This window comes from Cryobacterium zhongshanensis (genome assembly GCF_022760445.1).
In the GTDB taxonomy this organism is placed as follows: Bacteria; Actinomycetota; Actinomycetes; order Actinomycetales; family Microbacteriaceae; genus Cryobacterium; species Cryobacterium algoricola.
The window spans coordinates 569,091-588,502 of sequence record NZ_JALGAR010000002.1 but is presented as its reverse complement, the minus strand read 5'-3'; the positions used below and the strand labels follow the sequence as shown (position 1 = coordinate 588,502).

General features: G+C 68.4%; 16 protein-coding genes and 1 riboswitch. Of the genes, 12 read left to right on the top strand and 4 right to left on the bottom strand.

Annotated elements, in window-relative coordinates; all coding sequences use genetic code 11:
• Positions 1 to 6: 6 nt before the first annotated feature.
• From sdhA to MQH31_RS11080, 6 genes are all read left to right on the top strand, one after another.
• Complete coding sequence (gene sdhA, locus MQH31_RS11105; protein WP_134536702.1) at positions 7 to 1,821, top strand: succinate dehydrogenase flavoprotein subunit; 1,815 nt, start codon at positions 7 to 9, stop codon at positions 1,819 to 1,821.
• Positions 1,822 to 2,580: a succinate dehydrogenase iron-sulfur subunit gene (locus tag MQH31_RS11100; protein WP_134449415.1), complete on the top strand. Its 759-nt coding sequence runs from the start codon at positions 1,822 to 1,824 to the stop codon at positions 2,578 to 2,580. It begins immediately after the preceding gene.
• Between the two features lie 377 nt (positions 2,581 to 2,957).
• Positions 2,958 to 4,031, top strand: a complete 1,074-nt coding sequence (locus tag MQH31_RS11095) for a YihY/virulence factor BrkB family protein (protein WP_243012090.1) — start codon at positions 2,958 to 2,960, stop codon at positions 4,029 to 4,031.
• Between the two features lie 39 nt (positions 4,032 to 4,070).
• Positions 4,071 to 4,934, top strand: coding sequence for an exodeoxyribonuclease III (locus MQH31_RS11090; protein ID WP_243012089.1), 864 nt, complete (start codon positions 4,071 to 4,073; stop codon positions 4,932 to 4,934).
• A gap of 156 nt (positions 4,935 to 5,090) precedes the next feature.
• A complete protein-coding gene (gene trpS, locus MQH31_RS11085) occupies positions 5,091 to 6,095 on the top strand; it encodes a tryptophan--tRNA ligase (RefSeq protein ID WP_134536697.1) in 1,005 nt (334 codons plus the stop codon).
• Positions 6,096 to 6,106: 11 nt separating this feature from the next.
• Positions 6,107 to 6,679: a GNAT family N-acetyltransferase gene (locus tag MQH31_RS11080; RefSeq protein ID WP_134536695.1), complete on the top strand. Its 573-nt coding sequence runs from the start codon at positions 6,107 to 6,109 to the stop codon at positions 6,677 to 6,679.
• A 97-nt stretch (positions 6,680 to 6,776) separates the two neighbouring features.
• Here MQH31_RS11080 and glpK read toward each other — a convergent pair whose 3' ends face one another.
• From glpK to MQH31_RS11065, 3 genes are all read right to left on the bottom strand, one after another.
• Positions 6,777 to 8,291 carry a glycerol kinase GlpK gene (gene glpK / locus MQH31_RS11075; protein ID WP_243012088.1) on the bottom strand — a complete coding sequence of 505 codons (1,515 nt, stop codon included), beginning with the start codon at positions 8,289 to 8,291 and terminating at the stop codon, positions 6,777 to 6,779.
• A 110-nt stretch (positions 8,292 to 8,401) separates the two neighbouring features.
• Positions 8,402 to 9,166, bottom strand: a complete 765-nt coding sequence (locus MQH31_RS11070) for an MIP/aquaporin family protein (protein WP_243012087.1) — start codon at positions 9,164 to 9,166, stop codon at positions 8,402 to 8,404.
• Between the two features lie 153 nt (positions 9,167 to 9,319).
• Complete coding sequence (locus tag MQH31_RS11065; RefSeq protein ID WP_372488144.1) at positions 9,320 to 11,089, bottom strand: glycerol-3-phosphate dehydrogenase/oxidase; 1,770 nt, start codon at positions 11,087 to 11,089, stop codon at positions 9,320 to 9,322.
• A 102-nt stretch (positions 11,090 to 11,191) separates the two neighbouring features.
• Between MQH31_RS11065 and MQH31_RS11060 the strand changes: the two genes are divergently transcribed.
• Entirely contained in the window at positions 11,192 to 12,160 is a 969-nt protein-coding gene (locus tag MQH31_RS11060) for a sugar-binding transcriptional regulator (protein WP_243012086.1), read from the top strand.
• A 528-nt stretch (positions 12,161 to 12,688) separates the two neighbouring features.
• Here MQH31_RS11060 and MQH31_RS11055 read toward each other — a convergent pair.
• Positions 12,689 to 13,579 carry an endonuclease domain-containing protein gene (locus MQH31_RS11055; RefSeq protein WP_243012085.1) on the bottom strand — a complete coding sequence of 297 codons (891 nt, stop codon included), beginning with the start codon at positions 13,577 to 13,579 and terminating at the stop codon, positions 12,689 to 12,691.
• A gap of 389 nt (positions 13,580 to 13,968) precedes the next feature.
• Positions 13,969 to 14,099: riboswitch (FMN riboswitch) on the top strand.
• 93 nt (positions 14,100 to 14,192) lie between these two features.
• Between MQH31_RS11055 and ribD the strand changes: the two genes are divergently transcribed.
• The 5 genes from ribD to MQH31_RS11030 all read left to right on the top strand — a co-directional run bounded on the left by ribD (position 14,193) and on the right by MQH31_RS11030 (position 19,309).
• Positions 14,193 to 15,305 (top strand): bifunctional diaminohydroxyphosphoribosylaminopyrimidine deaminase/5-amino-6-(5-phosphoribosylamino)uracil reductase RibD, encoded by a 1,113-nt coding sequence (ribD, locus tag MQH31_RS11050; RefSeq protein ID WP_243012084.1) that lies wholly within the window; start codon positions 14,193 to 14,195, stop codon positions 15,303 to 15,305.
• 1 nt (position 15,306) lies between these two features.
• Entirely contained in the window at positions 15,307 to 15,939 is a 633-nt protein-coding gene (locus MQH31_RS11045) for a riboflavin synthase (RefSeq protein WP_243012083.1), read from the top strand.
• Positions 15,936 to 17,198: a GTP cyclohydrolase II gene (gene ribA, locus MQH31_RS11040; RefSeq protein ID WP_243012082.1), complete on the top strand. Its 1,263-nt coding sequence runs from the start codon at positions 15,936 to 15,938 to the stop codon at positions 17,196 to 17,198. Before MQH31_RS11045 ends, ribA begins: the two co-directional genes overlap by 4 nt.
• Complete coding sequence (gene ribH / locus MQH31_RS11035; protein ID WP_134536681.1) at positions 17,195 to 17,674, top strand: 6,7-dimethyl-8-ribityllumazine synthase; 480 nt, start codon at positions 17,195 to 17,197, stop codon at positions 17,672 to 17,674. Before ribA ends, ribH begins: the two co-directional genes overlap by 4 nt.
• A 267-nt stretch (positions 17,675 to 17,941) precedes the next feature.
• Complete coding sequence (locus MQH31_RS11030) at positions 17,942 to 19,309, top strand: MFS transporter (RefSeq protein WP_134536680.1); 1,368 nt, start codon at positions 17,942 to 17,944, stop codon at positions 19,307 to 19,309.
• Positions 19,310 to 19,412: the final 103 nt, after the last annotated feature.

Below are 19,412 nucleotides of genomic sequence, written 5' to 3'. Positions count from 1 at the left end.
CAGCACATGACGGATGCATCAAACACCGCACCGACCGAGTCCACTGTGATCGACGGAGTGCACTACCACAAGTTCGACATCGTGATCGTGGGAGCCGGCGGCGCAGGGATGCGCGCGGCCATCGAGGCGGGCCCAGGGGCCAGCACCGCGGTCATCTCCAAGCTCTACCCGACCCGCTCGCACACGGGAGCCGCCCAGGGCGGCATGGCTGCGGCCCTCGCCAACGTCGAGGAAGACAACTGGGAGTGGCACACCTTCGACACCGTCAAGGGCGGCGACTACCTCGTCGACCAGGACGCGGCGGAGATCCTCGCGAAGGAGGCCATCGACGCGGTCATCGACCTCGAGAACATGGGCCTGCCCTTCAACCGCACCCCGGAGGGCAAGATCGACCAGCGCCGCTTCGGCGGCCACACGAGCGACCACGGCAAGGCGCCCGTGCGCCGGGCCTGCTACGCCGCCGACCGCACCGGCCACATGATCCTGCAGACCCTGTACCAGAACTGCGTCAAGCGCGGCATCAACTTCTTCAACGAGTACTACGTGCTCGACCTCGTGATGACCCCGGTCGACGGCGTCGACCAGCCGTCCGCCGTGGTCGCCCTCGACCTGTCGAGCGGCGAACTGCACGTCTTCCAGGGCAAGGCGTTCATCTTCGCGACCGGCGGCTTCGGCAAGATCTACAAGACCACCTCGAACGCGCACACCCTCACGGGTGACGGCGTCGGCATCATCTGGCGCCAGGGACTCCCCCTCGAGGACATGGAGTTCTTCCAGTTCCACCCGACCGGCCTCGCCGGCCTCGGCATCCTCCTCACCGAGGGAGCCCGCGGTGAGGGTGCGATCCTGCGCAACGCCTCCGGCGAGCGCTTCATGGAGCGGTACGCCCCGACGATCAAGGACCTCGCCCCGCGCGACATCATCGCGCGCTGCATGGTCAAGGAGGTCGCGGAAGGCCGCGGCGCCGGACCGAACAAGGACTACCTGTACCTGGACTGCACCCACCTGGGCGCCGAGGTACTCGAGACCAAGCTGCCCGACATCACCGAGTTCGCCCGCACCTACCTCGGCGTCGACCCGGTCACCGAACCGGTTCCCGTGATGCCGACGGCGCACTACGCCATGGGCGGCATCCCGACCAACGTCAACGCCGAGGTGCTGCGCAACAACACCACCGTCGTCCCCGGCCTCTACGCCGCCGGCGAGTGCGCGTGCGTCTCCGTGCACGGCTCAAACCGCCTCGGCACGAACTCGCTCCTGGACATCAACGTCTTCGGCAAGCGCGCGGGCAACAACGCCGTCGCCTATGTGAAGACCGCTGAGTTCACCCCGCTGCCCGACGACCCGGCGAAGACTGTGCGCGACCTGCTCGAGGGCATCCGCTCGTCGACCGGGACCGAGCGCATCGCCGTGCTGCGGAAGGAACTGCAGGAGACCATGGACGCGAAGGCGCAGGTGTTCCGCACCGACGAGTCGCTCTCCGAGGTCACCGAGGTGATCCACTCGCTGCGAAACCGGTACAAGAACATCGGCGTGCAGGACAAGGGCCGCCGGTTCAACACCGACCTGCTCGAGGCCGTCGAACTCGGCTTCCTGCTCGACCTCGCCGAGGTCGTCGTGTATTCCGCCCGCAACCGCAAGGAAAGCCGCGGCGGCCACATGCGCGACGACTACCCCCTGCGCGACGACGTGAACTACCTCGTGCACACGATGGCGTACCTCACCGGCGACCCGCTCTCAGCGGATGCCGCAGACCACATTGCGCTCGACTGGAAGCCAGTCACCATCACGCGCTACCAGCCGATGGAAAGGAAGTACTGAGTGAGCACCGCATTCGCAGACGCCCCGGTCGTGCCCGAGGAGATTCAGTCCTTCACCGTCACGCTCATCATCCGGCGCTTCAACCCGGAGGTCGACGACGAGCCGCACTGGGAAGACTTCGACGTGCAGATGTACCCGACCGACCGGGTGCTCGACGCGCTACACAAAATCAAGTGGGAGCAGGACGGCTCGCTGTCCTTCCGGCGCTCGTGCGCGCACGGCATCTGCGGGTCGGATGCGATGCGCATCAACGGCCGTAACCGCCTCGCCTGCAAGACCCTGATCAAGGACCTCGACATCACGAAACCGGTCTACGTGGAGGCGATCAAGGGCCTGCCGCTCGAGAAGGACCTCATCGTCGACATGGAGCCGTTCTTCGAGTCGTTCCGTGCCGTGCAGCCGTTCCTGGTTTCGAACACCGCGCCCGTCGGCGGCAAGGAGCGCATCCAGACGGTCGCCCAGCGCGAGCGTTTCGACGACACCACGAAGTGCATCCTCTGCGCCGCGTGCACCTCGAGCTGCCCGGTGTTCTGGACGGACGGCCAGTACTTCGGCCCGGCCGCGATCGTGAACGCCCACCGCTTCATCTTCGACTCGCGCGACGAGAATGCGGCCGTGCGCCTCGACATCCTGAACGACCGGGAGGGCGTCTGGCGCTGCCGTACGACCTTCAACTGCTCGGAGGCATGCCCGCGCGGCATCCAGGTGACGCAGGCGATCGCCGAGGTCAAGCAGGCGATCCTGCGCGGCAAGGCCTGAGCGCAGGGCGCTCAATCGCAGGAATCTCATCCGGAGTAGCCGGTGGCGCCGACTCGGGTTTCGTCGCCACCGGCTGGTCGCCCAAACCGGCGGCTGGCCGGGTCGAGTGACCGTCGCTCAGTCCACGGGACAGATCGACCAGGCTCGGACAGTGCCGAACGAGCCGTGATGAACCCGGGTTCGCCGCGCCGGAGCGAAGCGGACGGGTCCGGCCGGGACATCCGCTTCGGGTGTCGGATGACCATTCTGAACGGGTGGACTCTCGGATCGTCGCAGATTCGGGCGCCCCGGCACAAGAGGTGAGGGAGACTCACGAGTGAATGCGCCCCGAATTGGGGGTATTCGTGAGTGATTGCGGAAATCGTTAGGCTGGTGCGGTGAAGCCGCCCGCATTCGTGAACCGACTGACGACCCTGGCCAAGCGCATCATGCAGTGGCGGCCCGTGCGTGCGTTCACGCACTTCGGCGAGAGCAGCGGTGCGATCCTCGCCGGGGGCATGACCTACCAGGCCATCTTCGCGATCTTCGCGGCGATCTGGGTGGGCTTCTCGATCGCCGGGCTGTGGCTGACCTCGAACCCGGCGCTCCTCGACCAGCTGTACTCCCTGATCAACCAGTCCATCCCAGGGCTGATCGGCAAGGGCGGGGTCATCGACCCGAACGAGCTCTCGAGCCCCGACGCGCTGACCTGGATCGGCGCGATCGCGCTCGTCGGCCTGGTCGGTACGACCCTCGGCTGGATGTCGACGACCGCGCAGGCCGTGCGCACCATCTTCGGGATGCCGCGCGACACCACCTTCTTCGTGCTCGTCAAGCTCAGGGAGCTCGGCCTCGGCGCGGGCTTCGGGCTCGCCCTCATCGTCTCCGCACTGATCTCCCTCGGGAGCACGGAGGCCCTCGGCGCCATCGTCGGCTTCCTCGGCGTCTCCCGGAACTCCCTCGGGTTCATCGTAGGGGCGCGCACGATCGGGCTGCTCGTGGTGCTCATCATCGACACCGTCACGCTCGCCGTGCTGTTCCGGGTGCTGAGCCGGGTGCACATCCCGTTCCGGAAACTCGTGACCGGCTCTCTGCTCGGCGGGGTCGCGCTCGGCGGGCTCAAGGTGCTCGGCGGCGCCCTCCTCGGCGGGGCAGGCAGGAATCCCCTGCTCGCGGCCTTCGCCGTCGTGATCGGGCTGCTGATCTGGTTCAACTTCATGAACACGGTGATCCTGCTCACTGCATCGTGGATCTCGGTCGGGATGCAGGACGCGGGAATCCCGCCGCAGCCGGTGAACCCGGACGAAGCCGCTGCTGCGGCCGAAGCACGCGAGCTCGAGGCGCGGCGGATCGCCGCACTCGCGGAGCTGCGCGACGCCAGGGCGGCACACGAGACGTCCTCCTGGGGCCGGCGCTGGGCATCCGCTCGCCGGCTGCGCGCCGCCGAGAAGCGCGCGGCCCCCTTCGCCTGACCGCGCCGCCGCGCCCGCCCGCCGACCTAGACTTGGTGCATGCCGTCTACGCCTGCAGCTTCAACGCCGTCTGCCCAGCCGCTTCGCATCGCGACGATCAACGTCAACGGGGTGCGCGCCGCTTACCGCAAGGGGATGGGCGACTGGCTGGCCGGACGGGACGTCGACATCCTCGCTATCCAGGAGGTCCGCGCCTCGACCGAGGACCTCGAGGGGCTGCTCGGGCCGGACTGGAGCATCCTGCACGATGCCGCGACGGCCAAGGGCCGAGCCGGGGTCGCCCTCGCGAGCCGGTCGACGGCAGCCATCCACCGGGTCGAACTCGGCGCGGAAGACTTCGACAGCGCCGGGCGCTGGCTCGAGGCCGACTACGAGGTGAACGGCACGATCGTGACCGTCGTGAGCACCTACGTGCACTCCGGCGAGACCGATACCCCGAAGCAGGTCGAGAAGTACAAGTTCCTCGACGCTATGCTCGCCCGGCTGCCCGAGCTCGCGGCGCACAGCGAGCGCGCCGTTGTGCTCGGCGACCTCAACGTCGGCCACCGCACCCTCGACATCAAGAACTGGCGCGGCAACCGCAAGCACGCCGGATTCCTGCCCGAGGAGCGGGCATACTTCGACCGCATCCTCGGCGCGGAGGACGAAGCCGACTACAACGCCGGCGCCGGCCTCGGCTGGGTGGACGTCGGCCGGAAGTGGGCCGGAGAGGTCGAGGGCCCCTACACCTGGTGGTCGCAGCGCGGCAAGGCCTTCGACACGGACACCGGTTGGCGACTGGACTACCAGCTCGCGACCCCGCTCCTGGCGGCATCCGTCGTCGGCTACGCGGTCGACCGCGCGGATGCCTACGACCAGCGCTGGTCGGACCACTCCCCCGTCGTCGTCGACTACGCGCTCTGACCGAGAGGCCTCAAGCCCTCCGGCCCTCCGGCCGCTCTCTCCGGTTCGGGACCGGTCGGCCACCCGGCTCCTGCGGTTCGACCCGCACCCCTTCTGACCCATTTCACGCCCCGGGCTCCGGCCCTGAGGCCACACGCTACGAAAGATCTGATTCTCATGGACAAGCCCCGCCTCTACTCCGGCATGCAGCCGTCGGCCGACTCGCTGCAGATCGGCAACTACATCGGCGCACTACTGAACTGGAAGGCACTCCAGGAGACGCACGACGCCTTCTTCTCGATCGTCGACCTGCACGCCATCACCGTGGCCCAGGACCCGGCCAGGCTGCGCGCGAACACCCGCCGCACCGCCGCCCAGTACATCGCGAGCGGGATCGACCCCTCGGCGTCGACCCTGTACGTTCAGTCGCACGTCGCCGCGCACGCGCAGCTCGCCTGGGTGCTCAACACCATCACCGGCTTCGGCGAGGCCAGCCGGATGACCCAGTTCAAGGACAAGTCCGCCAAGCAGGGCTCCGACGGGACCACCGTCGGGCTGTTCGCCTACCCGATCCTGATGGCCGCCGACATCCTCCTCTACGACACGGTCGTCGTGCCCGTCGGCGAGGACCAGCGCCAGCACGTCGAGCTCACGCGCGACATCGCCGCCCGGTTCAACACGCGCTTCGGCGACACGTTCGTGGTCCCCGAGGCGGACATCCAGAAGGAGACCGCCAAGATCTACGACCTGCAGAACCCGCTGTCGAAGATGTCGAAGTCGGCCGAATCGCACGCCGGAGTGATCTGGGTGCTCGACGAGCCGTCGGTCACGGCCAAGAAGATCATGCGCGCCGTGACGGATGCCGATGGCGGCGTGGTCTTCGACCGGGAGAACAAGCCCGGCGTTGCGAACCTGCTCACCATCTACTCGACCATGGCGGGCCGCACGATCCAGTCCCTCGAGGACGAATACGCCGGCCGCGGCTACGGGGACCTCAAGAAGGGCCTCGCGGAGGTCGTCACCGGCACCTTCGGTCCGATCCGGGAGCGCGTGATCGAACTGCTCGACGACCCGGCCGAGCTCGACCGCCTGCTGGCCTCGAACGCGGACCGTGCGGCATCCGTCGCCGATGCGACCCTCGCGCGGGCCTACGACCGCGTCGGCCTGCTGCCCCGCCGCTGACCGTGGAGCCGATGGCGCTCTCCTCGACACTGACGGCGGCCCAGGGCGGAACAGGACTTCGGCTCGACCGGCTCACGGCCGCGGATGCCACGGCCGTCTTCGACTACTGCCAGGACCCCGTTTTCGAACGGTACCTGACCATCCCGTGGCCGTATCTGCGGTCAGACGCGACGTCGTTCATCGCCGGATTCGTGCCGAAGGGGTGGGCGTCGGACGCCGAGTACACCTGGGCGATCCGGGAGGCCGACTCCGACGAGCTGCTCGGCGTGATCGCGCTGCGGCTGCCGAGCGGGTCGCTCGGGTTCTGGCTGGGCGCGGCGCATCGCGGCCGGGGGCTGCTGCCGGAGGCCGTGGGCGTCGTCGCGGACTGGGCGTTCTCGACGGGAGTGACCGACAGCCTCCGCTGGGAGTGCCTCGTGGGGAACACCTCCTCCGCCCGGGTCGCGGAGAAGTGCGGGTTCACCTTTCTCGGTGAGGTACCGGCGGAGTCCGCCTACCGCGACGGCGGACATCCGCTGTCCTGGTCCGGCCGGCTCCTGTCCACAGACCCCCGGACCCCCCGCCCCGGCTGGCCCTGGGCATAACTCCTGCACATTCCGGCCGGCGGATGCTCGAGCCGCGTAGTTCCGCGGCAGAGAATTCGAGGCACGAGAATGTGCAGGAGTTATGCCATGAGGCGGGCTAGAGGACGTCCTCGTCTACCCAGTCGAGGGACTTGGTGACGGCCTTCTTCCAGTTGCGGAGCAGGCGGTCACGCTCGGCGACGTCGAGCTGGGGCTCCCAGCGGGCGTCCTCCTGCCAGTTGGCGCGGAGTTCGTCGAGGTCGTTCCAGAAGCCGACCGCGAGGCCGGCGGCGTATGCCGCACCGAGCGCGGTCGTCTCGGCCACGACCGGGCGCACCACCGAGACGCCGAGGATGTCGGCCTGGAACTGCATCAGCAGGTCGTTGGCCGCCGCGCCGCCGTCGACCTTGAGCTCGGTGAGCGGCACCCCGGAGTCGGCGTTGACCGCGTCGAGCACCTCACGCGACTGGTACGCGATCGCCTCGAGCGCCGCCCGGGCGATGTGGCCCTTGTTCACGTAGCGGGTGAGCCCGACGAGCGCACCACGGGCATCCGAGCGCCAGTACGGCGCGAACAGCCCGGAGAACGCCGGCACGAAGTAGGCGCCGCCGTTGTCCTTCACGGACAGGGCGAGCGCCTCGATCTCGGAGGCGGAGCCGATGATGCCGAGGTTGTCCCGCAGCCACTGCACGAGCGCACCGGTCACGGCGATCGACCCCTCGAGCGCGTAGTGCGTCTCGCCGTCGCCGAGCTTGTAGCCCACCGTCGTGAGCAGCCCGTTCTGGGAGTGCACGATCTCGGTACCGGTGTTGAAGATCAGGAAGTTACCGGTGCCGTAGGTGTTCTTCGCCTCGCCCTGGTCGAACGCGGCCTGGCCGAACGTCGCCGCCTGCTGGTCGCCGAGAATGCCTGAGATCGGGGTCTCCCGCAGCAGGCTGTGGCCGCTCGCGATTCCGTAGACCTCGGAGGAGGAACGGATCTCGGGAAGCATCGACCGGGGCACGTCGAACGCGGCGAGGATGTCGTCGTCCCACTGCAGGGTCTCGAGATCCATGAACAGGGTGCGGCTCGCATTGGTGACGTCGGTCGCGTGCACGCCGCCCTCGAGCCCGCCGGTGAGGTTCCAGAGCACCCAGGAGTCCGTCGTGCCGAACATCAGCTCGCCGGCATCCGCCTTGGCCCGGGCGCCCTCGACGTTCTCGAGGATCCAGACGATCTTCGTGCCGGAGAAGTACGTGGCGAGCGGCAGACCGACCTGCTTCTTGAAGCGCTCGACACCGCCGTCCGCGGCGAGGCGGTCGACGATGGACTGGGTGCGAGTGTCCTGCCAGACGATCGCGTTGTAGATCGGGAGCCCGGTGGTGCGGTCCCAGACCACGGCGGTCTCACGCTGGTTGGTGATGCCGGCCGCGGCGATGTCGTGCCGGGTCAGGTTCGCCTTGGAGAGCGCCTGCCCAATGACCTCGCGGGTGTTGTTCCAGATCTCCATCGGGTCGTGCTCGACCCAGCCTGCGCGGGGGAAGATCTGCTCGTGCTCGAGCTGGCCGTTCGAGACGATCGAACCGGCCTTGTCGAAGATGATCGCCCGGGTGCTGGTCGTGCCCTGGTCGATCGCGATGACGTAGTCAGCCATTGATAACTCCTTCGTTATTCGTGTGTGTCAGGTTAAGCGGGTGGGGTGAAAACTGAGTGGGAATGCCCGGCGAGGCGGCCGCCCGGCCTGCGCCACCGGCGGATGCCGCGCTAGGCGAGGATCGGTAGGAGTGCGGTCGAGACGAGGCCGGCGAGGACGCCGCCGATGATGGGGCCGACGACCGGCACCCACGAGTACGCCCAGTCGGAGGATCCCTTGCCCTTGATCGGCAGGATGAAGTGCGCGATGCGCGGGCCGAGGTCACGGGCCGGGTTGATCGCGTACCCGGTCGGGCCACCGAGCGAGGTGCCGATCACGATGACGAGCAGGGCCACCGGAAGGGCACCGAGTGCGGCGAGGCCACCGGACTCGCCCTGGCGGCCGCCGCCGAAGGCGATCACGACGAAGACCAGCACGAAGGTGCCGATGATCTCGGTGACGAGGTTCCAGCCGTAGGAGCGGATCGCCGGACCGGTCGAGAAGACGCCGAGCTTGTTGGCCGGGTTCGGTTCCTGGTCGAAGTGCTGCTTGTACGCCAACCAGCAGAACACGGCGCCGATGATGGCGCCGACCATCTGCGCGCCGATGTAGGCGAGAACCGACAGGACGTTGACCGGAACGCCCGAGCCGAACTCGGTCGCGCCAGAGGCGACGAGGCCGAGGGTGACGGCGGGGTTGAGGTGCGCACCCGAGTTGTAGGAGACGATGACGCCGGAGTAGACCGCGAGGCCCCAGCCGACGTTCACCATCAGGAAGCCGCCGCCGAACCCCTTGTTCTTGACGAGGGCCACGTTGGCGACCACGCCGCAGCCGAGGAGGACCAGCAGGGCGGTGCCCACCAGCTCCGAGAGGAATACGATACCGAGATTGTCCACAGTGACACCCTTGTTCAGTGAAGCCGAGTTGTTGACGCTTGAGACGAAACAGTTTTTTGTGCCGGTAATGGCCGTAAAACGAATCTCGAGAAACCTATCGGCTCAGCGCGGTCAATGGTGCATTCAGATTTGCACGTTTGTGCAGATCGCCACCTACGCGCGTGAAGCGGATGCCGCGTCGACGCGCGCGAGGTCGACCGCATGCCGGTCGCGCAGCACGTCGACGGCGAGGTCGACCTCGGCCGTGCTGCGTGCGGCATCCCAGCCGAGCACAGGTGCGAGCACTCCGGCGAGTTCTTCGAGCAGTGCCAGGCTGAGCTCGCCGCGGAAGGCCATGCTCGTGCGTCGAAGGATCAGGTCCGTCACGTGCACGACCGACTCCGTGGCCGCGAGGTACTCGATCTCACGACGGGAGTAGTCGGAGTGATGTTCGAGCGCGGCATCCGGTTCCGCGGTGATGAAGTCGATCACGTCGACCGCTCGGGTACCGTAGCGGGTCAGCAGCTGTTCGGCCCTCGAGGCGCCGACCTCGTCGCCGTTCGCGGCGATCCAGACCCGGTGCGCGGCATCCGTCGACGGGAAGTTTCGGCCGCCGCCGATGGCGAGGCCGACCGTCGACACGACCCGGGTGCGGCCGAGCAGGGTGAGGATGTCGCCGCTCAGGTGCTCGGCGAGGGCCCGGAACGTCGTCCACTTGCCGCCGACGAGGCTGAGCAGGGTGCCCGGCCGGGCGCCGAGCGGACGGGACTCGATGCGGTAGTCGCGGGAGACGAACCCCGGCGCCTCGTCGTCGTGCCGGGGCAACGGGCGTACGCCGGCGAACCGGAAGACGATCTCCGAGCGGTCGACGGCCACATCCGGGAAAACGTGCTTGACGAGATCGAAGAAGTAGTCGACTTCGGCCTCGGTGCAGCGCGCGGGCTGGGTCATGTCGTGTTCGAGGTCGGTAGTGCCGACCAGCACCCGGCCCGCGAGCGGGTAGATCAGCACGATGCGGCCGTCCTTGTGCTCGAAGAAGATCTCGCGGCCGCCCGTTGCTGCGAGGAGCTCCGGGTTGTCGAGCACGATGTGCGACCCCTTGGTGCCGCCCATGTACGTGCTGGCCTGGCCGAGGGCCGTGTTCGTGAGGTCCGTCCACGGCCCGGACGTGTTGACGACGACGTCGGCCTCGAAGCTGAATTCGGCGCCGGTGACCACGTTGCGGAGACGCACGCCCGCGGCATCCATGCCGATGGCCTCGACGTAGTTGGCGCTGCGCGCGTGCGCGCCGGTGGCCAGGCCGTCCGCCAGCACGTCGAGGGCGAGGCGCTCGGGGTCGTGCATGGAGGCGTCGTAGTAGGTGGCCGTGTACTTGAGGCCCGGGTTGAGGCGCGGCAGCAGCCTGAGCGACGCCTTCCGGCCGAGGAACTCGTGCCGGGGCACCGTGCCGCCGTCGCGGGAGAAGGAGTCGTAGAGCATCATGCCGATTTTGATCAGCAGAGCGCCGCGCTCCTGGGCCGCGCCCTGGCGGTGGGTGAGGAAGCGCATCGGCGCGGACATCACCCCGGAGAAGGTCGAGTAGATCGGAATGGTCGTCTTGAGCGGCTTGACGTAGTGCGGGGCGATCTTCAGCAGGCTGTTGCGTTCCTCGACCGACTCCTTCACCAGGCGGAATTCCCCGTTCTCGAGGTAGCGCACACCGCCGTGGATCATGTGCGAGGAGGCCGACGACGCGCCGGACACATAGTCGCCCTTGTCGACGATCGCGACGTCGACGCCCTGCATCGCCAGGTCGCGGAAGGTCGCGATGCCGTTGATACCGGCTCCGATGATGAGCACCTGGGCCCGGGGGAGCTCCTGCAGGGCGGCCTGGGCGGCGGCTCCGGTGGAGAGCGGACGGGCGGAGGATGACTGATCGGGCGTTGACGGCACTGATTCGCTCACTTCTTTGCGGCTGGGAAACTATGCAGGGCGGGGTACTTCATCTACCCTGCTAAGTTCTACACAAACGGTCAAGCACTCTGAACATATGTGCAAGGAGTCACCATGCCCCACTCGAATGATCCGCCCCTGTCCGACCGCACCAATGACGCCCTCACCGCGGCGCAGCTGTATTACGTGCAGGACCTCACCATGGAGGCCATCGCACAGGAGCTGCACACCTCCCGCTCGTCGGTGTCCCGCCTGCTCAGTCAGGCCAGGGCCAGCGGGCTGGTCGACATCCAGATCCGGTCTCCGCTGGACGCTCCGAGCCGGGTGGAGAAGTTGATCCTGGACCGGTTCCAGGTGACCGCGCACGTTCTCCCGGTGCCCGACCACGCCAGCGACGTCGACAGACTGGAGCGCGTGGCGCTGTCCGTTGCACGGATTCTCGGCGAGTTCTTCGACTCCAACATGATCATGGGCATCGCCTGGGGCTCCACGATGAACGCCGTCAGTCGCCACCTGACGCCCAAGCGCACCCACAACGCCCAGATCGTGCAGTTGAACGGCGCCGGCAACACCCGCAGCACGGGACTCGACTATGCGAACGAGATCCTGCGGCGGTTCAGCAACGCCTACGACGCCCGGCTGGAGCAGTTCCCGGTTCCCACCTTCTTCGACGACCCGGCCACGCGCACGGCCTATTGGCGGGAACGCGGCCTGCGTCGGCTGCTGGAGATGCAGGGGAACATGGACGTCGCCCTCTTCAGCGTGGGCTCCCCCTTCTCCATGGTCCCCAGCCACGTCTATGTCGGCGGTTACCTCGACGACGACGAACTCGCGGCGCTCAGCGGTGCCGGGGTCGTCGGCGACGTTGCGACGGTCTTCTACCGCGCGGACGGCTCGACCGACGGCATTCCGCTGAATGACCGCGGGACCGGACCGGAACTGTCGGTGCTGCGCCGCACCCCGCGGCGCATCTGCGTGGTTGCCGGCTCGTCCAAGGTGGACAGCCTCCGCGGCGCACTGGCCGCCGGCCTCATCACCGACCTGTTCATCGACGAGGGCACCGCCCGCGCCCTGGTCGAGTAGGAACCCACCGCCTTCCGCCACCGCATGCGCATCCGCATCCGCATCCGCATACGCATCCGCATACGTCATCCTTCTCAGCGAGGATGCCGCAGCTTCCGATCAGACGCTGCTGCACGCATCCGCCGCCGGGGACCGGCCCGGCCGGAGTCGCGGAACCCGCCGTGCCTGCCGCCCCGGGGGCTAACTCAGGAAATCCGCGCACGCACGACCACGCAGCGCCCGGACCACTCCCGGTGTTTCCGCACGGTCGCCAGAATCTCCTGAGTTAGCCACACACACACGCCCGCCACAGAGACCCCCATCCGGTCGTCCTCGTGCCCTGGGCCGCCGACGCCCGACCTACGGCACCGGCATTGCCCGGCCCGCCCGGGGGCTAACTCAGGAAATCCGGGCACGCACGACCGAGCAGCGCCCGGACCGCTGCCGGCATTCCCGCACGGCCGCCAGAATCTCCTGAGTTAGCCCCCACCCCGGGATGCCGGCAGGTCACGCCCCGATTACTACGGGCCGACTGCGGCAGGACCAGCGTCAGGTGATGACCGTGCGATAGTGGCGGTTGGCGGCCAGGAGACCGGCGATCGCGGAAACAACGCGCGCCGGATTGTGAATGATGTCCCGGTAGAGGGCCCGGTACGTCATGTATCCGAGGGCGGCGAGGTCACAATCCCGGGTCCGATCGCGCACGTGCGCGGACCAGCCGTCGTGGAATTTCCGGCTGTCCGCCTCGACGACCAGGCAGCCTTCCACGACCATGTCCACACGGCCGACGCCGGCGATGGACACCTGGGATTCGAACGCGTAGCCTGCCTCCCTCACGATGCAACGCAGCACGGTCTCCTGGCCGGAGTCGCTCCGGGCATCGACGAACGGGCGCAATGCCCAGAACCGGGCGGGCAGGGCCGCGAAGATGGTCGCGACATCCTCGTCACCGATCAGGCGCTGGTGCAGGGCGCTGTCCAGTGCGGCCATGGCGAATTTCGCCTCCTGGCAGCGGAAGACCTGAACGATTGCATCCGTCAGTCCCACCCGGTACTCGGTCCCGGCCTCGGAATCCAGAAGCCGGCCCCAGTGGAGTTCAACGCCGTCCCGGTTTCGATCGGTGAGGAGCTCGAACCGGTTGTGCGGTGCTCGCAGCCTGGAGCCCGTCGGGTGCACGTGGATGTGCGCGAAGGAATTGTCGAGCGCGAAGACACCCGCGTGTGCCGCAGCGGAGACACAGGCGAGGCGACCGCCCAGACGCACCGCCTCGAGCAGGTGTACGTCCGTCCCCGGGAGCGCGTAGTGCCCGCGCCGAGCTCGGATGAGGAATCCGTTGTCGACGGCAGCTTGGAGAGAACGCCATGTCGCGCCCGCCGCGAGGAGAGCTGCCGTCTCGGCGATCTGAACGTTACTGTCTTGGAAATACTCGGACCACGTCATGCGGAGAGTGTGATCGCGCCAGGTTCACCGCGACCGGCGTGGACGAAATCTGGGGATAACTCCCGAACCGGTGGTCCCGGCGTGCTCGCTTCTGACCTGCCGCAGTGATCGCGCGGCAGCCCAGCCAACTGTGGCTAACTCAGGAAAGATGCGCGCGCGCAGAAACGGGGCCGCACTGGTCCGGGGCGGCGACTCGGTTCCGCAACGGTTTTCCTGAGTTAGCCACGGAAGGTTCAGGTGAAGTCGTGGTCAAGCTGCTGGCAAGCTGCTGGCACGCTGCGGGCAGGCGACGAGGGGGCTCCGAGGCGTAAGAAAACGTCCGATTCCTGCACAGAGCGGACCGGGAATTATCCGGGGGCGGGGGCGTTGGGCTATAACTAGAAGCAAGAAACGTGCTCCGGGGTCGGTGTAAGTCCGAACCGGCGGTGAAAGTCCGCGACCCGTTTCGCCCCAGGGCGAAACGGTTGAGCTGGTGGAATTCCAGCACCGACGGTTAAAGTCCGGAGGAGAGGCGCACGGTTCGGCTGGCCCGTCGGGTCGACCGAATGGATGTGGCGTCTGCGTACCCACAATCCGTCCCCGGAGTTCGTGACACCAACGAATGAGGGCGGGGATGATCCAGGACACCGAGCGTGATCGCCTGATGCGGCGCGCGCTGGCCCTGGCCGCCAACGGCCCCTCGACCGGCCAGAACCCACGCGTCGGCTGTCTCATCGTCGATCCGAACGGCACCGTCCTGGCGGAAGGCTGGCATCGGGGCGCCGGAACCGCGCACGCCGAAGTCGACGCTCTCGCGCACCTTCCCGCCGGCGCCGCCCGCGGCGCGACCGCGATCGTGACCCTCGAACCCTGCAACCACACCGGCCGCACCGGTCCCTGCGCCGTCGCTCTGATCGAGGCGGGCGTCAGCCGGGTCGTCTACGCCGTGTCCGATCCGGGCCACGCGTCGTCCGGTGGCGCCGAACGCCTGCGCGCCGCCGGCGTCGAGGTCGTCGGCGGGGTGCTCGCCGCCGAGGCCGAGGCCTTCCTCGCCGACTGGCTCATCGCCGCCCGGCTCGGTCGGCCTTTCGTCACGCTCAAGTGGGCCTCGAGCCTCGACGGCCGTGCCGCGGCGGCCGACGGCTCGAGCCGCTGGATCACCGGCGCAGACGCCCGCCTCGACGTGCACCGGCGCCGGGCAGCCTCCGACGCCATCCTCGTCGGCACCGGCACCGTCCTCGCCGACGACCCCGCTCTCACCGCCCGCTCCGCAGACGGCACCCTGCTCCCCACCCAGCCGGTCCCCGTCGTGATCGGTACCCGCACCGTGCCGGCGGATGCCGCGGTGCGGCACCACCCGCATCCGCCGGTGTTCTACCCCGGGCCTGACCTGGGCGTGATCCTCGGCGACCTGCACGATCGCGGCATCCGCCGGGCCTTCATCGAGGGTGGGCCCGGCCTCGCGAGCGCGTTCGTCACGGCCGGGCTCGTGGATGAATACCTCGTCTACCTCGCGCCGACCCTGCTCGGCGGCGACCGACTCGCCCTCGGCGACATCGGCGTGGCCCGGATCGACGAGCAGCGCCGACTCGAGATCGACCACGTCGAACGCCTCGGCGACGACCTCCTCCTGGTCTGCCGGCCGCGGGCGCTCCCGTCCACGCCCGGCACTCGGACGGCCAGCCCCGAAACCACGCCTGCCGACACCCGGCACGCCGAACCCGCCCGCACCGAGACAAGGATCTGACATGTTCACCGGAATCATCGAGGAACTCGGCACCGTCAACCGGGTCGAGCAGGGCACGGATGCCGTGCGCCTGACCGTCCGCGGGCCGCTCGCCGTCGCCGGGGCCGCGATCGGCGACTCGATCTCGGTCAACGGCGTCTGCCTGACCGTCGTGGAGCGCACGACGGAGACCTTCACGGCCGACGTGATGGCACAGACGCTGCGGATGTCGACCCTCGCCGAGGCCGGGCAGGGGACGCCGGTCAACCTCGAGCGTGCCGCCCTCGTCGGCGGGCGCCTCGGCGGGCACATCGTGCAGGGCCACATCGACGGCACGAGCGAGCTGCTCTCCGTCACGCCCGGCGAGGCCTGGCGGGTGCTGCGGTTCAGCCTCTCCCCCGACCTCGCCCCGCTGGTCACGAACAAGGGCTCGATCGCCGTCGACGGCGTCTCCCTCACGGTCAGCACGATCAGCCCGGCGACCGAACCCGAGCAGTGGTTCGAAGTCTCCCTCATCCCCGAAACCCTCACGGCCACGACGCTCGGAAAACGAACGGTCGGAGAGCACGTCAACATCGAAACCGATATCCTGGCCCGCCACGTCGAGCGCATGCTCGCCCTCGCGGACGCAGGATCACGAAGGAGTCACTCATGAGCCTCGCCGACATCCCCAGCGCGCTCGCGGAACTGCGTCTCGGCAAGCCGGTCATCGTCGCCGACGACGAGGGACGTGAGAACGAAGGTGACGTGATCATCTCGGCGCAGATGGCCACCCAGGAATGGCTCGCGTGGACCGTGCGCTACTCCTCCGGTTTCATCTGCGCGCCGATGACCAACGAGCTGGCCGACAAGCTCAACCTGCCGATCATGGTGCCGAACAACGAAGACCCTCGCGGCACGAACTACACGATCTCCGTCGACGCCGCCGATCGCCTGAGCACGGGGATCAGCGCCGCCGACCGCGCCCACACCCTGCGCGTGCTCGCCGACCCGGCCTCGACCCCGTCGAGCCTGCACCGGCCGGGGCACATCATGCCGCTCCGCGCGCGGGACGGCGGCGTGCGCGAGCGCGACGGCCACACCGAGGCCGCGGTCGACCTGATGAAGCTCGCCGGGCTCGCCCCCGTCGCGGGAATCTCCGAGATCGTCGCGGAGGACGGCGAGATGATGCGCCTGCCCGGCCTCCTCGAGCTCGGCGAACGCGAGGGTGTGCTGGTCATCACGATCGCCGACCTGATCGTCTACCTCGACGAGTTCCACGCGGACGCCGACCTGCCGACCGCGACGACCATCCGCGAATCCCCGCGCGTCGACTTCGAGGTCGAGACGACCGTGCCGACCCGGCACGGCGACTTCCAGATCCGGGCGTACCGCGACCGGATGACCGGCGCGGACCACGTCGCCCTCGTCTCGGGAGTGCCCGGGGACGGCGCCCTCGTGCGGGTGCACTCCGAATGCCTCACCGGGGAGGCCTTCGGCTCGCTCAAGTGCGAGTGCGGCCCCCAGCTCGACGCGGCCCTCGAGACCATCCAGGAAGAGGGCGGCATCGTGATCTACCTGCGCGGCCAGGAGGGTCGCGGCATCGGCCTGATCAACAAGCTCCGGGCGTACAAGCTCCAGGAGCAGGGCCTCGACACGATCGACGCCAACCTCGCGCTCGGCCTGCCCGCCGATGCCCGCGACTACGGCGCCGCGAGCGCCATCCTCGACCAGATGGGCATCTCCTCGGTGCGCCTGCTCACCAACAACCCCGAGAAGCTCCGCCAGCTCGAAGAGCACGGGGTCACGGTCGTCGAACGCGTTCCGCTCATCGTCGGCGTGGGCATCGACAACCAGGACTACCTCGCCGTGAAACGCGAACGCATGGGCCATCACCTGGCCGACCGAGACATCCTGAAGGGACTTGCACTATGAGTGGAGCCGGCTCGCCCACGGTCGTCGTCGACGGCACGGGCCTCACCATCGTCATCATCGCCGGGCGCTGGCACGACGTCATCACGGACGGACTGATCGCCGGCGCCACCCGGGTGCTCGAGGCATCCGGCGCCACGTTCTCGCTCGTGCGCGTTCCGGGCAGCTTCGAGTTGCCCGTCGCCGCGAAGGTCGCCCTCGAGAATGGGGCGGATGCCGTGGTCGCGCTCGGCGTGATCATCCGCGGCGGCACCCCGCACTTCGAGTATGTGTCCGCGGCGGCGACGGACGGTCTCACCCGGGTCGCCCTCGACACCGGCAAGCCGGTCGGCTTCGGCGTGCTCACCCTCGACGACGAGCAGCAGGGACTCGACCGGGCCGGCCTGCCCGGGTCGAAGGAGGACAAGGGCGAGGAAGCGGCATCCGCCGCGATCAACACCGCCCAGGTGCTGCGCGGCCTCCGCATGCCGAAGCGGTAATACCCGAAACCGGTGACTGTGAGCGGATGCCCGCACCGGCATCCGCTCACGCCCTCAGCCCCGGAAACGGAAAGTCCCGATTGGGCCTCGGTCCGCCTCAGGATTTGGGTCCGTGGAGCCACAGACGTATGGTGCAGAGTGACCGCCACAAGCGGACACCTCCCTCCGGGCAACCCCCGCGCGGGCACGACGCCTGATCGACGCCGACGCTCCCGCACGGGTCGATACGCCCGCTCACTCACCCTCACCACGGAATGACTCTCTTCCATGTCTTCAGCCACACTGTCGCCGCCCCCGGCCGCTTCCCCCGCGCCGCAGGCGCCCACCAACCCCCGCAGCCGTGTCGTGCTCGCGAGCCTCATCGGCACCACGATCGAGTTCTACGACTTCTACGTCTATGCGACCGCGGCCGTGCTCGTCTTCCCGCACCTCTTCTTCCCGACCGGCAATGAGACCACGGCGCTGCTCGCCTCCTTCGCGGTCTTCGGCGCGGCCATGGTCGCCCGTCCCGTCGGCGCCCTCGTCTTCGGGCACTTCGGCGACAAGGTCGGTCGCAAGGCGACCCTCGTCGGCGCGCTACTCACGATGGGCATCGCGACCTTCCTGATCGGGCTGCTCCCGACGTACGCCCAGGTCGGCTGGTTCGCTCCGTTGCTGCTCGTCGTGCTGCGCCTCGCCCAGGGCTTCGCGCTCGGCGGCGAGTGGAGCGGTGCGGCCCTCGTCGCGACCGAGAACGCCCCGAAGGGCAAACGCGCCTGGTACGGGACCTTCCCGCAGGTCGGCGCGCCGATCGGCTTCATTATCGCGAACGGCCTCTTCCTGCTGATCGCCATGCTGCTCCCGAGCGACGATCCGACCCGGCCGTCGACGGCCTTCCTCGAGTGGGCCTGGCGGGTGCCGTTCCTGTTCTCCGCGGTGATGGTCATCATCGGCCTGTGGGTGCGGTTGCGGCTCGTCGAGAGCGACGCCTTCACCAAGGCCGCCCGCACGAACCGGGTGCACAAGCTCCCGCTCGCCGCCGTGTTCAAGTCCAACTGGCGCGAGCTGATCCTCGGCACCTTCATCATGCTCGCGACCTACGTGCTGTTCTACCTGATGACGACGTTCAGCCTGAGCTACGGCCGCGCGGCGACGACCGCACCCGTCGCGGGCCTCGGCTACAGTTACACGACCTTCGTGCTGATGATGATCGTCGGCGTGCTGTTCTTCGGCGTGTTCACGCTCGCCTCCGGCCCCTGGGCAGACCGGTTCGGCCGCCGCCGCACCCTGATCTGGGTCACCCTCGGCATCATCGTGTTCGGCCTGCTCTTCGTGCCGCTGCTCGGCGCTGGGTTCCTCGGCGTGATGATCTTCCTGATCCTCGGCTTCACCCTGATGGGCATGACGTTCGGTCCGATGGGCGCGCTCCTGCCCGAGCTGTTCCCGACCGCGGTGCGGTACACCGGTTCCGCGTTCGCGTACAACATGAGCTCGATCCTCGGTGCGGCGGTCGCCCCGTTCATCGCGGTCTGGCTCTGGACGCTCGGCGGCGGCAGCCCGTTCTGGGTCGGCGTGTACCTCTCGGTCATGGGCGCGATCACCCTGCTGGCCCTCGTGCTCAGCCGCGAGACCAAGGACGTCGACATCGAGGCGTAGCCGCGTCCTTCCGTCGCCGTTCCGGTCGAGAGTGCCCGTTCCGCGGGTCGCTCTCGACCGGAACGGGACGGGTCACGGGAGCGGTTTGAGGTTAAGCTCGATT